This window comes from Vreelandella lutescens (assembly GCF_014640815.1).
GTDB classification, from domain to species: Bacteria; Pseudomonadota; Gammaproteobacteria; order Pseudomonadales; family Halomonadaceae; genus Vreelandella; species Vreelandella lutescens.
Genome location: NZ_BMHM01000003.1, coordinates 284,297 through 297,578, shown reverse-complemented (window position 1 = coordinate 297,578; position 13,282 = coordinate 284,297). Strand labels below are relative to the sequence as shown.

14 protein-coding genes are annotated in these 13,282 nt (G+C 57.0%); 2 read left to right on the top strand and 12 right to left on the bottom strand.

Annotated elements, in window-relative coordinates:
• Positions 1 to 193: 193 nt before the first annotated feature.
• Complete coding sequence (gene speD / locus IEW65_RS08980) at positions 194 to 988, top strand: adenosylmethionine decarboxylase (protein ID WP_188639140.1); 795 nt, start codon at positions 194 to 196, stop codon at positions 986 to 988.
• 75 nt (positions 989 to 1,063) lie between these two features.
• On the opposite strand, the gene lpxL is transcribed toward speD, so the two are convergent.
• From lpxL to IEW65_RS08920, 12 genes are all read right to left on the bottom strand, one after another.
• The gene (gene lpxL, locus IEW65_RS08975; RefSeq protein ID WP_188639139.1) at positions 1,064 to 1,978 is read right to left on the bottom strand and encodes an LpxL/LpxP family Kdo(2)-lipid IV(A) lauroyl/palmitoleoyl acyltransferase; all 915 of its coding nucleotides are present in this window, start codon (positions 1,976 to 1,978) and stop codon (positions 1,064 to 1,066) included.
• A 12-nt stretch (positions 1,979 to 1,990) separates the two neighbouring features.
• Positions 1,991 to 3,091, bottom strand: coding sequence for an alanine racemase (gene alr / locus IEW65_RS08970; RefSeq protein WP_188639138.1), 1,101 nt, complete (start codon positions 3,089 to 3,091; stop codon positions 1,991 to 1,993).
• Between the two features lie 222 nt (positions 3,092 to 3,313).
• Positions 3,314 to 4,288: an RNA polymerase sigma factor RpoS gene (rpoS, locus tag IEW65_RS08965; RefSeq protein WP_188639137.1), complete on the bottom strand. Its 975-nt coding sequence runs from the start codon at positions 4,286 to 4,288 to the stop codon at positions 3,314 to 3,316.
• A 127-nt stretch (positions 4,289 to 4,415) separates the two neighbouring features.
• Positions 4,416 to 5,453, bottom strand: coding sequence for a peptidoglycan DD-metalloendopeptidase family protein (locus IEW65_RS08960; protein ID WP_188639136.1), 1,038 nt, complete (start codon positions 5,451 to 5,453; stop codon positions 4,416 to 4,418).
• A gap of 28 nt (positions 5,454 to 5,481) precedes the next feature.
• Positions 5,482 to 6,447, bottom strand: coding sequence for a DUF368 domain-containing protein (locus IEW65_RS08955; RefSeq protein ID WP_188639135.1), 966 nt, complete (start codon positions 6,445 to 6,447; stop codon positions 5,482 to 5,484).
• Positions 6,444 to 7,121, bottom strand: coding sequence for a protein-L-isoaspartate(D-aspartate) O-methyltransferase (locus IEW65_RS08950; RefSeq protein WP_188639134.1), 678 nt, complete (start codon positions 7,119 to 7,121; stop codon positions 6,444 to 6,446). Before IEW65_RS08950 ends, IEW65_RS08955 begins: the two co-directional genes overlap by 4 nt.
• On the bottom strand, positions 7,108 to 7,854 hold the full coding sequence (gene surE, locus IEW65_RS08945; RefSeq protein WP_188639133.1) for a 5'/3'-nucleotidase SurE: 747 nt from the start codon (positions 7,852 to 7,854) through the stop codon (positions 7,108 to 7,110). Before surE ends, IEW65_RS08950 begins: the two co-directional genes overlap by 14 nt.
• Positions 7,855 to 7,875: 21 nt before the next feature.
• Positions 7,876 to 8,916 (bottom strand): tRNA pseudouridine(13) synthase TruD, encoded by a 1,041-nt coding sequence (truD, locus tag IEW65_RS08940; RefSeq protein WP_188639132.1) that lies wholly within the window; start codon positions 8,914 to 8,916, stop codon positions 7,876 to 7,878.
• On the bottom strand, positions 8,909 to 9,397 hold the full coding sequence (gene ispF / locus IEW65_RS08935; protein ID WP_188639131.1) for a 2-C-methyl-D-erythritol 2,4-cyclodiphosphate synthase: 489 nt from the start codon (positions 9,395 to 9,397) through the stop codon (positions 8,909 to 8,911). Before ispF ends, truD begins: the two co-directional genes overlap by 8 nt.
• Entirely contained in the window at positions 9,397 to 10,107 is a 711-nt protein-coding gene (gene ispD / locus IEW65_RS08930) for a 2-C-methyl-D-erythritol 4-phosphate cytidylyltransferase (RefSeq protein WP_188639130.1), read from the bottom strand. Before ispD ends, ispF begins: the two co-directional genes overlap by 1 nt.
• Entirely contained in the window at positions 10,104 to 10,469 is a 366-nt protein-coding gene (gene ftsB, locus IEW65_RS08925) for a cell division protein FtsB (protein ID WP_188639129.1), read from the bottom strand. Before ftsB ends, ispD begins: the two co-directional genes overlap by 4 nt.
• Positions 10,470 to 10,551: 82 nt before the next feature.
• The gene (locus IEW65_RS08920; protein ID WP_188639128.1) at positions 10,552 to 11,700 is read right to left on the bottom strand and encodes a GNAT family N-acetyltransferase; all 1,149 of its coding nucleotides are present in this window, start codon (positions 11,698 to 11,700) and stop codon (positions 10,552 to 10,554) included.
• Positions 11,701 to 11,864: 164 nt separating this feature from the next.
• Here IEW65_RS08920 and IEW65_RS08915 point away from each other — a divergent pair, with 164 nt between their 5' ends.
• Positions 11,865 to 13,220, top strand: a complete 1,356-nt coding sequence (locus IEW65_RS08915) for an aldehyde dehydrogenase family protein (RefSeq protein WP_188639127.1) — start codon at positions 11,865 to 11,867, stop codon at positions 13,218 to 13,220.
• Positions 13,221 to 13,282: the final 62 nt, after the last annotated feature.

Genomic DNA, 13,282 nt, shown 5'->3' with positions numbered 1-13,282 from the left:
GGTTTAAAAAAAATGGCGTGGTCGGATGCAACCCTCGCCGCAGGCGGGCATAATACGCCCGCTTGTTTCTCCCCATACTGCGTAGTGCGGGGCCGCTTGATGAGTAGCGGCTGCGTCAGCACGGTAACAAGTGTTTATCGGTTCCGGCGCTGGATCGTCGGGGTGTCTTCATCTGCCATAGGGAGGTTCGGACGTGTCAGATAATCTCCGACTCCACGGGTTCAACAACCTGACAAGCTCGTTGAGCTTCAATATTTACGACATCTGTTACGCCAAAACCGAAGAGCAGCGTGCGGCTTATATCGACTATATCGATGAGCTTTACAACGCCGAACGTTTGACGCAGATTCTCAAGGACGTGACCAATATCATCGGCGCTCATGTGCTGAATATTTCACGTCAGGATTACGAGCCCCACGGCGCGAGCGTGACCATCCTGATCGCTGAACACGAGCTGGATGACCCCACACCTGGGCAAACCGAGCCGGGCCCTGGCCCGCTGCCGGAAACCGTGGTTGCTCACCTGGATAAGAGCCATGTGACGGTGCATAGCTACCCAGAATCGCACCCTGACAACGGCATCAGCACCTTCCGCTTGGATATCGATGTTTCCACCTGTGGTCATATCAGCCCGCTGAAAGCGCTGAACTACCTGATCCACAGCTTTGATTCCGATATCGTCACCATGGATTACCGCGTGCGCGGTTTTACTCGGGATGTGGACGGCAAAAAGCTGTTTATTGATCACGACATTACGTCCATCCAGGACTACTTGGCAGAAGACACCAAGCAGGCCTACCAGATGATCGACGTGAACGTGTATCAAGAGAACATGTTCCACACTAAGATGCTGCTGAAAGACTTCGAACTGGATAACTACCTGTTCGGCACCTCTCGCCGCGACATCACCTTTGAAGAAGCGCGGGATATCGAAAGCCGCCTGCGTAAAGAGATGCTGGAGATCTTCTACTCCCGCAATCTTGATTAAGGCACTGCCTTAAGCCTATGATTCAGCTAACGAAAAGCCGCCTTTGGGCGGCTTTTTTTATGGCATTTTCATTGGCTAGTACAAACCTGCCTCGCCTTCTGGACGGGTTTTGAAGCGTCGATGCAGCCACAGGTACTGCTCCGGGTGTTTACGGATTGCCCGCTCGATAAAGGCATTCACCCGCGTGGCATCAGCCATTTCATCGCCACTGGGGAAGTTGTCAAAGGCAGGCAAACACTCGATGGTGTACGTACGGTTATCCGGATTGCGGTGGAACATCAGCGGCACCACGGGGGCACCCGTCATTTTGGCAATTTTGGCCGTCAGGCGAATCGTCGCCGCCTGCTGGCCAAACAGCGGTGCAAAGACGCTCACATCACGACCAAAATCCTGATCCGGCGAGTACCACACGATATGCCCCGCTTTAATACGGCGCACCACTCCGCGCAAGTCATGCCGATCAATCGCTTGGCCGAAAATACGCGAGCGCGCGCGGGTCATAAAGCGCTCAAACAGCGGGTTGTTATGGGGGCGATAGACCACATCGGCTGGGAAGAACAGTGAGTGCAACGCCCCGCCTAAATCCAGCGTTGAGAAGTGAATCCCCACCACCAATACGCCTTTGCCCTGAGCTTTTGCGCGGGCAAGGTGCTCTTGGCCGTGATAGGCCACGCGATGACGCAGTCCTTCTGCATCCCGGCACCAACCGGTGGCGGTTTCCACCAAGCCAATACCATTAGCGATAAAGGTCTCTTTGACCAGTTGGCGCTGCTCATCGGCGCTTTTTTCAGGAAAGCAAAGCGCAATATTAGTGGCCGTAATGTGCCGACGACGCTTCGCTAACCGCCAAGCCAACAGGCCAATGGCTTTACCTACCCATAGCTTGAGCCGCCAAGGGAGCCAAGCGGCCACGTACATCAGGCCAATGGCCAGCCACGTGGGCCAGTAACGAGGATGCGCAAAAGAGCGCGGATAAGACACTTTAGACATACAGATAACCGTTTAAATGTGAGCCCTATGGTAGCGCCGCGGCGCTCTAGGCAGCACCCCCGTCAGCAGGGTGTAACTGATGGTATCGCAATAGCGAGCCACTTCATCCACTGACAGCACTGCGCCGTTGCTGGCCGTGCCCCAGAACACTACTTCGCTTCCAATCACCGCATCGGGTACATCGGTCACGTCCACCGTCAGCATATCCATGGAAACCTTACCGGCGATGGGGCAGCGCTGGCCATTAACCAGCACCGGCGTGCCATCCACTGCATGGCGGTCGTAGCCATCGCCATAGCCTGCGGCGACCACGGCGATTTTAGAGGGGCGTTTGGCTTTCCAGCGACCGCCGTAGCCCACCTGCTCACCCACTGACAGTTCACGCAGCGCCATAATTTCAGAGCGCAAGGACATGACCGGGCGTAGCTGCTGGGTTATCTCATTAGCGATTTCTAACGGGTCGCTGCCGTAAAGCATGACACCAGGGCGGTTCCAGTCGCCATGAGCAGCAGGCCAAGCCAGCGTAGCCGGGGAGTTGGCCAAGCATAGCGGCGCATTCAACTCAGCGGCTAACGCTTGCAGAGCGGCCATCTGACGGTTGAAGTAGCTAGCGTCCTGCGCATCAGCCGTAGCAAAGTGGCTCATCAGGTGTAGCGCCGTCACTTGGGGGGCGTTGACCAACCGCTGCCAGACGCTGGGAGCTTCCTCAGGTGGGAACCCCAGGCGGTGCATACCAGAGTCCACTTTTAGCCATACAGGAATAGGCTGCTGGGGAGCGTAAGCCAAGAGCGCCTCGACCTGCCATGCGCTGTGCACACTGGTCCATAGGCGATGCTGGTCGACCAGGGCCAGCTCATCGGCACTAAAAATACCCTCCAGCAGTATAATCGGCGCGCGAATGCCACCTTCCCGCAGGCTAAGCGCTTCCTCAATGCAGGCCACGGCAAAGGCCGGAACATCGGCTTCCAAGGCGCGGGCACAAGCCAAAGCACCGTGCCCGTAGGCATCGGCTTTAATCACAGCAACTGAGCGGCTTTGCGGAGCGCAGCGGCACGCCAGTTGATAGTTGTGACGCAATGCGTCCAAATCAATATGGGCCACTAACGGGCGCATGGCTCTCTCACTCTCTCACTTACACTGGGGCGACTGACCCTAGGCCACTTGGCCTATCCGCTTACCTGCTCGCGTTGCGGGCAAGGTGACGTTATTCAGTGCGTGCTACATGAATAAAAAATGGTTAGCCCTAACAACAGCGCACCGAGCGGGTAACTCGGTGCGCGTTGAGTGCATTTATCAGGCTCGGCCAGTACGGCTGACTTGCCCCTCTAGGGTGGATTAACTCTCGAAAATCGCGTCGAGGGAAAGCCCCTGTTTTTCCAGCGAGCGGCGCAGCTTCTTTAACGCTTCTACCTGTATCTGACGAACGCGTTCGCGCGTTAGACCAATTTCAGCGCCCACTTCTTCCAACGTGGCAGCTTCGTGGCCTCGTAAACCAAAACGACGCACCACCACTTCGCGCTGCTTTTCACTCAGCTCATCTAGCCAGTGGTCTACGTGCTCACGCACATCACCATCCACTAAACACGCTTCGGGGCCCAGTACCTCGTCATCCGTCAGCGTATCAATCAGTGGCTTATCACTGTCGCCACCCATGGGGTAATCAACCGAGGAGACCCGCTCGTTTAAACCCAGCATCTTTTTCACCGTTTCAACCGGCTTATCAAGATGCTCAGCAATCTCTTCGGCGGTGGCCTCGTGATCCAGCTTTTGGGTCAGTTCACGGGCAGCACGCAGGTAAATATTGAGCTCTTTCACCACGTGAATAGGTAAACGAATGGTACGCGTCTGATTCATCAGCGCACGCTCAATGGTTTGACGAATCCACCACGTCGCATAGGTCGAAAAACGGAAGCCACGCTCTGGGTCGAACTTCTCTACCGCTCGAATTAAACCGAGATTCCCCTCCTCGATCAAATCGAGCAGCGTTAAGCCCCGGTTCAGGTAGCGTCTGGCAATCTTGACCACCAAGCGCAGATTCGACTCAATCATCCTTGAGCGGCCAAGGGCATCGCCTTTGCGCGCTAGGCGGCCATAATACACTTCTTCTTCCGGCGTCAGCAGCGGAGAGAAGCCAATTTCATTCAGGTAGATCTGTGTCGCATCCAAGCTTTGAGTCGATTGACGGTCTTCACGGCCCAGCGCTTTTTCAAACGCATCCTCTTCTGCCGTGGCGTCGTCGTCAGCGTCATCTAACGCCTCTTCAACTTCATCCAGGTCAATCTCCTGTAGGTCCTTCTCCAGCATACTCATGGTCATACCCCCGTTGTCTCGCCTATCCGCCATTTCGAAAAGTAAGGGTGGTCGCACTCCCTGTGCGCATACACCTTATTGTTATATGACGCCCTAGTTCAGCTATTCGGGTATTGCTAGGTGATGACTAGCGAGATGGCAGATAGTCCAACGGATTTTGCGGCTGACCATCGCGGCGCACCTCAAAATGCAGTTTGACAGCATCTGCATCGCTATCGCCCATCGTGGCAATGACTTCACCTGCCTCGACGACATCATTCTCTTTGACGCTTAAACTATCATTATGTGCGTAGGCACTAAGAAACTGATCGTTATGTTTCAGTAGTATTAAGTTACCGTAACCGCGCACACCGCTACCGGCGTAAACCACAATTCCAGGACCAGCCGCACGAACAGGTTGCCCCTTTTGTCCGGCGATATCAATCCCGGCAGTAATGCTGCCTCCCTGACCAAACTCACCCGTCACTTGACCATCGGTTGGCCAGCGCCAATCAATGTTTTCAACGGGAGTGAAGGTGCGCGACGAGCGATCTGGGCGGGCCGCCTGGGACGGTTGAGCCGCTGGTTCTGGCTCCGCGGCAGCCACCGGTTCAGGTTCAGGGGCCGGCTCTGGGGTAGGTTCAGGCGTCGGCTCAGGCGCTTGCGCCGTCTGGGCAGGTGGCTGCGTATTCGCAGACTCCGCTGGGGCGTTAGCCGCTGCCGCCACTTGCTGCGAAGCTTCAACCGCCGAACGCTCGGCGGTCAGCCGCTGATTGCGCTCAATGGCACTCTCATCCGGCAGCAGCCAATCCAGCTCCTGGTCGTTGCTGGCCACCGCCGTTGCTGGGGGCTGTAGGCCCGTTGCCACGACGCCACTGGTAGCGGCCGGTGCTGCACTGGGCTGAGCAGAAGCACTGCCTGCACCTTCCCGTAGCGCAATCGTTTGGCCAGGATGAATCTGATAGGGCGCGGCGATATTGTTGATAGCGGCTAACTGGCGGTAATCCAAATTGTGCTGCCAGGCGATGCCGTAAAGCGTATCACCTGCCTTCACGGTGTATTGCGGCGAATTTTCAACCGCACGGCGAGCATCGCTTAAATCGCGCACTTGGGGAGTATTTGATTGCTGATTAGCACAACCACTCACTGCCAGTGCGAGCACCGTCATCATAAAAACCTTACGCATGCAAACCCTACTCCTGTTCAACGCCGTGCTAACGATCAATGGAACGACTGTCTGTTGAGTGATGCTGGGCATGGGCGGTCGCGCGGCGGTTCAATAGTACGACCATCAGCGCGCCCACTGCCATCAACGTTATTACACCAGTGACCTGTGCCGACGACCCTGTCAACACGGCGTAGTCGCTGGGCAACAAATAGCGATAAGCCAGCGGAATCATCTGCCCATCAGGGCCTAACTGGTAGCGTAACAGCTCGCGCCAGGGCCAGAGAACCGGTAGCGAGCCGACAATAAACCCCAATAACAGCTGTAGCGTCGCGCCGTAATAGCGCCGCAGCAACCAAGACAATAGGCGTGATGAGAGTGCAAGCCCAACGATACAGCCCATTCCAAATAAAATGATAATACCGATATCAAAGCTGCGAATAGCCCCCATGATGGTGCCGTAGAGACCCATGGTGAGCAATAGGAAGCTACCGGAAACGCCGGGTAGTAACATGGCACTGATCGCAATCGCCCCCGCAATCACCACCACTAACGCTTCGTTACCCACCATCAGCACCAGCGGCATCATGCCGGGCAGCAGTTTGGCCAGCATCAAGCCAATGGCCAACGGTAGCAAGTACCAAATTTTCCATCGCTGCCCCGCTTGCCCCACCACTAATGCAGAGGCTGCGACAAGTCCGAAGAAAAAGCCTTCTAACAGCAGCGGATAGGCCTCCATTAACCATAAGGCTAGATGGGCAACACTGATGAGGCTGACGGCAACACCCAGCAGTAGCGGGACTAAAAACGCTAAATTCAGGTGCAGCGCTAATCCTTTCCAGCCACCACGTTGCCAAGCACCGAACGCGCTGGGGCCAAATTGCTTTATGGTATTAATCAGCTCTTCATAAATACCAGTAATAAAGGCGATCGTGCCTCCCGATACGCCAGGAACTGCATCGGCAGCGCCCATCCCGGCGCCTTTTAAGAACAGTCCTATGGGTCGACGCTTCAATCCACCACTCCTTGCAATAGAGGTACAAAGCGCACGGGCTCAAGACGCCGCTTTTCAAAGGCGGAGCCAATACGCTTAATTTGGGTCAGCCATTGGCTGCCATCAGGCTCTTCCAACGGCGCAATCATGACGCCATCATGGCTTAACTGCTCCAACAGCGCCTCAGGCAGTGTTTGGGCGCAGGCCGTGAGCAGAATCACGTCAAAAGGTGCAGCTTCTGGCCAGCCTTCGCCGCCATCTGCCACGGCTAAGGTCGCGGGTGCCTCTAACCGCCATAATCGCTCAGCGGCTCGCTCGTGCAGCGTATAGATTCGCTCGACGGAGTAAAGTGTTTCTACCAATCGCGACAAAATCAGCGTTTGATAACCCGATCCCGTACCGACTTCCAACACACGCTGAGGCGATGCCCGCAGCACCAGTTCTGTCATGCGCGCTACCGTTAGCGGCTGGGAAAGCGTTTGGCCAAAACCAATAGGCAGCGCAGTGTCTTCATAGGCCCGGTGGGCGAGCGCCTCATCGACAAACAGGTGACGCGGCTCACTGGCCATTACGTCCAGTACACGCTGGTTTTGAACGCCCTGCGCAAGCAGGCGTTCAATCATGCGGTCACGGGTGCGCTGGGAGGTCATACCACGACCACGCAGCTCACCGGGAGATAACTCAGGCAAAGGCATCCAACCAGTCCTGCACATCGCGGCGCGCGGGGTGGCGTGTCAAATCGGTCTGCAGCGGCGTAATCGACACATAACCTGCCTCAATGGCCGCAAAATCGGTGTCTTCGCCATCATCGGCATTGGCCGCCACCGGAGCAATCCAATAGCGGGTGCGTCCGCGAGGGTCTTGAATGGGCACGGGCTTTTCGGCTGGGCCGCGATACCCCAAACGGGTGACTTTCACGCCCTTTATTTTATCCCAAGGGAGATCTGGCACGTTCACATTCAACAGCGTGCGCGGCGGCAGCGAGAGCTGTTCAGCGGCCCCAATAAGGCTCGCAGCAAACGTGGCAGCCGTTGCAAAATGCTGGGTACCGCATAGCGACATCGCAATGGCCGTCATACCTAGGTTACGCCCTTCCATCGCGGCGGCCACCGTACCGGAGTAGAGCACGTCATCGCCGAGATTACTGCCGTGGTTAATGCCTGAAATGACCAAATCCGGCCGCTCATCCCAAATACCGTTAACCCCTAAATAGACGCAGTCGGCTGGGGTGCCATCGACGCTATGAAAGCCGTTCTCTAGCGCCGTTAGAGTGAGCGGGCGCGACAACGTGAGCGAATTGCTAGCGCCACTTCGGTCGCGGTCTGGGGCAACCACGCGCAGGTTGGCATGGGGAGTTAACGCTTCGTAAAGCGCCCGAAGACCGGGGGCGTGAACGCCATCGTCGTTAGAAAGCAGCAGTCGCCGCATCAGAATCTCCTCACCTCAGCGTTACGCCGTATCGGGATGATGAATTAACTCGCCAATCACCGCTGTGGCAAAACTGCCACGGGGCAGTGCAAACGAGAGCAGCACAGCGTCTTTTTCAACAGTGGCCTGTGGCTCTATGAGCCGGGCTCGCAGTGCACGCTGACCACGTTTAACCCCGCTTTTCTCAAGCCCCTCACACAAGGCGGGGTGCTGCGCGGCAAGCTGTGCCTCATACGCGCCCGCCTGCCCACTCGCCCTGTCACCAACGCCCCACAGCATACCGGTTGGGTGAACATCCAACACGGCGGCACGCTCTACCATGCTCTCTTCTACCGACGCTATGCCAAAGACACTCTGGGTGCCGTCGAGCATCAACGTATCTCCAGGCACCGGCTGGCACCAATTACCGTCTTGCAACCGTGCGCTGAGTAGCTCATTAAAGAGGAAGCTGCGTGCGGTGGAGAGCATCATGCCTTGGCGGTCGTCTCGTTTGCGCCAGCCTTTCGCCAGCACCACTTCAGCACGCTGTAAGTTACGCGCCCCGGCACCAAAGCGCTGGTGACCAAAGTAGTTAGGCACGCCTTGGGCACAAAGGGCCTCCCAGCGCGGCATGAAGTCGCTGGACTGCACCGCTTCTCCGCTCAAACGCAGCGTAAAGTGATTGGTGCGATGCACACCCCGCTTCAGCTTACGCGGGTGGCGTGCTTGATCAAGTACGTTAACCCCCAGCGCCGCCAAAGAGGCGGATAAATCCGTTGGGGCGTCGCGCCCGGGCAAATGGACACTTAGCCATTGGCGCGTCACTGCCACCCGGTCTTTCATGCCGGAGTAGCCGATATCACGTGGCGTAACACCACACAGGCGGCTGAGCTGCCTCACCACGTCTAACGTGGTTTGATTACGTTTTTCAAGCCGTAACCACAGATGCTCGCCGTGGGCTTCGGGGGTAAAATCGAGCTGCTCATCGACAATAAAGTCTTCCGGCTGAGCGCGGTACTGGCCCGGCTCTGGCACGCCAAAAGTAGGCGTTAAGCTACGCTGCCATGCAGGAAGATTAAGCATCCTGCGCCCCATGTGCAGCCAAGAGTACAACCGCTTCAGCGGCAATACCTTCACCGCGTCCGGTGAAACCAAGGCGTTCGGTGGTGGTGGCTTTCACGTTTACCTGCCCCAAACTCACGCCGACATCCTCTGCAATTACCGCGCGCATGGCATCAATATGGGGGGCCATTTTGGGTGCTTGCGCCATTAACGTTGCGTCCAGATTCACCACATCAAAGCCTTCACCGCGCACCAGAGCCACTACATGGCGCAGCAGGCCGCGGCTATCGGCCCCTTTCCAAGCGGGGTCGGTATCGGGAAAGTGGCGTCCGATATCTCCCAACGCACAGGCACCCAGCAGCGCATCGCTAATGGCGTGGAGCAGCACATCGCCATCAGAGTGCGCCACAAAGCCGTGTTCAAACGGCAGCTTAACGCCGCCGATCATTAAATGGTCACCCGGCCCAAAGCGATGTACATCAAAACCGTGGCCAATTCGCATTAGAAACTCCTGTTACTAGCAGTTGCCGCTTGGGCCGCCAAAATGGCAGCCGCCAGGGCTAAGTCGTCAGGGTGGGTGACTTTTAAATTATCGCGACGCCCTGTGACTAAACGTGGCGCTTCGCCCAGCGCTTCAATTGCGGAGGCTTCGTCGGTCACCACGGAGCCGTTTTGCTGAGCCTGTTCAAGCGCATGGAGCAATAGGGCGTAGCGAAACCCCTGTGGCGTTAGCGCATGCCATAGCCCGTCTCTCGGCTCGGTGGTATGGCTCAACAGGTCATCGTGGTCACGCTTCATGGTATCCGCCACCGGCATGGCTAATAGCGCCCCCCCGGAATGGGCCTGTGCTGCTTGATAAAGGGCATGTAGATCTTCGCGGGTGATACAGGGGCGCGCAACGTCATGCACCATCACCAGATCGGTATCGTCGGCGGACATGGCCTGCAGGGCATTCATGACGCTATGCATCCGCTCAGCGCCACCCGGCACTCGTTGCCAGTGTGGAAAAGGTACCCAAGAGGGGTCAAACCAGCGGTCGTCGCTGTCTAGGCAGAGCACAAGACGCGCATCCGGAAATGCCTCATGCAGCCGTGCCAACGTGTGGGCTAGGATAGGCTGGCCATGCAGGTTCAGGTACTGTTTGGGCTTATCTGCCCCCATCCGTTTCCCCTGACCCGCCGCTGGAACCACCAACCAAACGCGTGGATTCATTCGACGCTGCCTTGACGACTATTATTGGGGAGAGCGCCGGGCTGAGACACCATCCCGGCATGAATACCGATCAGCTCGTTTTCGATCGCGACGCCAGGCACCCAAAAAAACTGTTCATCCGTTCGCACCATGCCCATATCGCTTCGGGCGCGCTCTTCAATGGCATCAAGCCCGGTTTTAAGATCGGTGACTTCTGCGGCAAGCCTGGCATTGCGTTCGCGTAATGGGCCGTTGTCAGCCTCCTGCACAGCTACCCGCTGTTCCACCTGCTGGAGGTCTCTCCAGCCGCCGTTACCCAGCCAAAGCTGGTACTGCAGCAGGCCAAGCACGGCAAGCAGCAGCCCCACAAGCCATTTGTGCATCACAGAGATCCTTTGTGAAAGCGAGAACGGCGCGCATTATGCCATTAAGGACAGAGTCCAGCGAGCCGCCGCGCCGTGGGAATTATTTAAACGGTAAAGCATCCTCAGCGGCACGGCGATAGGCCATGATATGAACGCTCTCTTGTTGGCAAAACTGGGCCACGCCTGCGGCCAGCCCAGGATGGGCCAGATAGTGTAACGAGCGAATCCGCTGCGGGGCAAAACCTCTTACTAGCTTATGCTCGCCTTGAGTACCGGGATCAAATAGCGTGAGGCCTTTGGCTAAACAGTACTCGATGCCTTGGTAGTAGCAGGCTTCAAAATGCAGGCAGTCAGCCATGACCTCGCTTCCCCAATACCGGCCATAAAGGGTGCTATCGCCCTGGAAATAGAGGGCCGCCGCGACAGGACGGCTATCCAAGCGGGCCTGCACCAACATGAGTGACTCCGGCATGACATGGCGTAGACGCTCAAAAAAAGCGTGATTCAGGTAAGGCGGACGACCACGCTCATGGTAAGTAATGGTATAGCAACGATAGAAGTGGGCCATATCCACATCACTAATGTCACTCCCCTCCAAACGATGCAGCGTTATGCCCTGATCGGCGACTAAGCGCCTCTCCCGCTTCATCATTTTGCGCCGCTTGGATGTCATGCTCGCTAAAAAGCCGTCAAAGTCGCCAAAGCCTCGGTCGCGCCACTGAAACTGTACGCCTTCGCGGGCAATCAGCTCGGGGCAGTGGCGCTGCCACGCCTCCACCTCTACCTCATCAGCAAATAGCAGATGCCAACTGGAAAGCCCCCTCTCCTCGCACTGCTGCTGCCAAGCGCTGGCCAGCTGCGCCCGAATAGCCTCTGCATCTGCCTCGGGAGCGACTAGCGTACGGGGGCCAGGCACGGGGGTGAAAGGAATCGCACTCAGCGCTTTTGGGTAGTAATCGCCCCCCGCACGCTCCAGCGCCTCGGCCCAGCCCCAGTCAAACACGTATTCACCGTAGGAGTGATACTTACGGTACATAGGCAGCGCGCCCACCAATTGCGCCCCTTGCCACACGCATAAATGGCAAGGCTCCCATCCTGTAGCCGCACTGACAGAGCCGCTGATTTCAAGCGCTTGCAAAAATCCGTGGCGTAGAAAGGGCTGATTTTCAGGGACGAGTGCATCCCACTGACTTGCCGCAACAGCCTCAATGGCAGGTAGAATGGTGTAGGACAGCGGACGCGAATGCATAACATCTCCCTGGCACAAATGGCGGATGGCTTACTGTATCACTCCGGCTGCGTATGCGTATGAAACGCCTTCATTTGTAAACAATTGTTGATGCTGGGCAGGCAACGTACCGAAGCAATCCCAAAGCACGTATTGTCAACGCTAGGTGAATCCAAGGAGAGGTCATGAATCGCGACTTAACGGATATTTTAAAGGCGCAGCGCCAAACAGCAGGCCAAGCACCTTTCCCGACGTTAGCCGTGCGGCGTGAACGTTTGGCCCGGCTCGCCAGCATGACCAAACGTCACCAGCATGACATTGTGCGCGCTATCCAGCTAGATTTTGGGCAGCGTAGCGAGACCGAAATTCGCCTCGCTGAAATTACGGCGGTATTGCATGCCATTCGCTATGCGCGCCGCCACCTTTGGCACTGGATGCGCCCCCGCCGTGCAAGCGTTCCCTGGCGGCTATGGCCAGCCCACGCTCAGCTTGCCCCCCAGCCGCTAGGCGTGGTGGGCATTATGTCGCCGTGGAACTATCCCTGGTGCCTTAGTTTATTGCCCGTGGTGGATGCGCTCGCGGCCGGGAACACGGTAATGGTCAAGCCCAGCGAGCAGACCCCTCACACCAGCGCTTTACTGGCAAAGCTAGTGCCGCAACACTTTACCGACGAAGAGTTTAGTGTCATTCAAGGAGGGGCCGAGGTTGCCAAAGCGTTCTGTGCCCTGCCGTTTGATCATCTAGTGTTTACGGGTTCAACCCACGTGGGACGGCAGGTCGCCGCGGCCGCCGCCACTAACCTCACCCCCGTCACCTTGGAGCTGGGGGGTAAATCACCCGCGCTAGTGGCAGGCGATGCGGATCTCGATAGCACGGCCGAGGCAATCATTTTTGGCAAAGGATTTAACGCCGGACAAACCTGTATCGCGCCGGATTACGTGCTGGTAGAGAGCCGTCGCTTGGACGCACTGATCCACGCATTGGAGCGTGCCATTCGTCGCCAGCGGCCCGATGCCAAAGAGTCTACCGGCTACGTCAACGATGCTCATCGCCAGCGTATTGAACACATGCTGAGCGAAGCGCGAGACCATGGTTGCCGAGTGCTAGAGCACGGCAGCCATGCACCTGCCCTAGTCATTGACCCCCACCAAGGCTTAGCCCTGATGCAAGAAGAGATTTTTGGCCGTGCGCTACCGGTTATTAGTGTCAAGCATATCGATGACGCCATTCGGTTTATCAATGCTCGCCCTCACCCACTGGCGCTGTATGCCTTCACTCGCCAGAAAACGTTGCAGGAGACACTACGCCACTGCACGCGTTCCGGGGCGCTGGTCTTCAACGATACCCTACTGCACCACGCCGTTCCTTCGCTGCCCTTTGGCGGAGTCGGTGACAGCGGAAGCGGCGCTTATCATGGTCGACATGGGTTTGAGCGCTTCAGCCATATGCGCGGCGTGCTCTGCCAATCCAAGCATCCCAGCAGCCGCTGGTTAAGGCCGCCTTATCACCGCTGGCTGCTCAAATTACTTCGCCTTGGCTAAAGCTAGCGAGTTAATGTCCGATATTTATTTAATACGCTTTTTTTATAAGACCCTCACGTTTA

What these genes read in the sequence shown, in the direction of transcription:
- IEW65_RS08960 (WP_188639136.1), bottom strand. Translation starts at nt 5,453, where the DNA reads ATGCGTAAGGTTTTTATGATGACGGTGCTCGCACTGGCAGTGAGTGGT.
- truD (WP_188639132.1), bottom strand. Translation starts at nt 8,916, where the DNA reads ATGCTTAATCTTCCTGCATGGCAGCGTAGCTTAACGCCTACTTTTGGC.
- ispF (WP_188639131.1), bottom strand. Translation starts at nt 9,397, where the DNA reads ATGCGAATTGGCCACGGTTTTGATGTACATCGCTTTGGGCCGGGTGAC.
- ispD (WP_188639130.1), bottom strand. Translation starts at nt 10,107, where the DNA reads ATGAATCCACGCGTTTGGTTGGTGGTTCCAGCGGCGGGTCAGGGGAAA.
- IEW65_RS08920 (WP_188639128.1), bottom strand. Translation starts at nt 11,700, where the DNA reads ATGCATTCGCGTCCGCTGTCCTACACCATTCTACCTGCCATTGAGGCT.
- surE (WP_188639133.1), bottom strand. Translation starts at nt 7,854, where the DNA reads ATGCGGCGACTGCTGCTTTCTAACGACGATGGCGTTCACGCCCCCGGT.
- IEW65_RS08950 (WP_188639134.1), bottom strand. Translation starts at nt 7,121, where the DNA reads ATGCCTTTGCCTGAGTTATCTCCCGGTGAGCTGCGTGGTCGTGGTATG.
- IEW65_RS08915 (WP_188639127.1), top strand. Translation starts at nt 11,865, where the DNA reads ATGAATCGCGACTTAACGGATATTTTAAAGGCGCAGCGCCAAACAGCA.
- alr (WP_188639138.1), bottom strand. Translation starts at nt 3,091, where the DNA reads ATGCGCCCGTTAGTGGCCCATATTGATTTGGACGCATTGCGTCACAAC.
- ftsB (WP_188639129.1), bottom strand. Translation starts at nt 10,469, where the DNA reads ATGCACAAATGGCTTGTGGGGCTGCTGCTTGCCGTGCTTGGCCTGCTG.
- rpoS (WP_188639137.1), bottom strand. Translation starts at nt 4,288, where the DNA reads ATGAGTATGCTGGAGAAGGACCTACAGGAGATTGACCTGGATGAAGTT.
- lpxL (WP_188639139.1), bottom strand. Translation starts at nt 1,978, where the DNA reads ATGTCTAAAGTGTCTTATCCGCGCTCTTTTGCGCATCCTCGTTACTGG.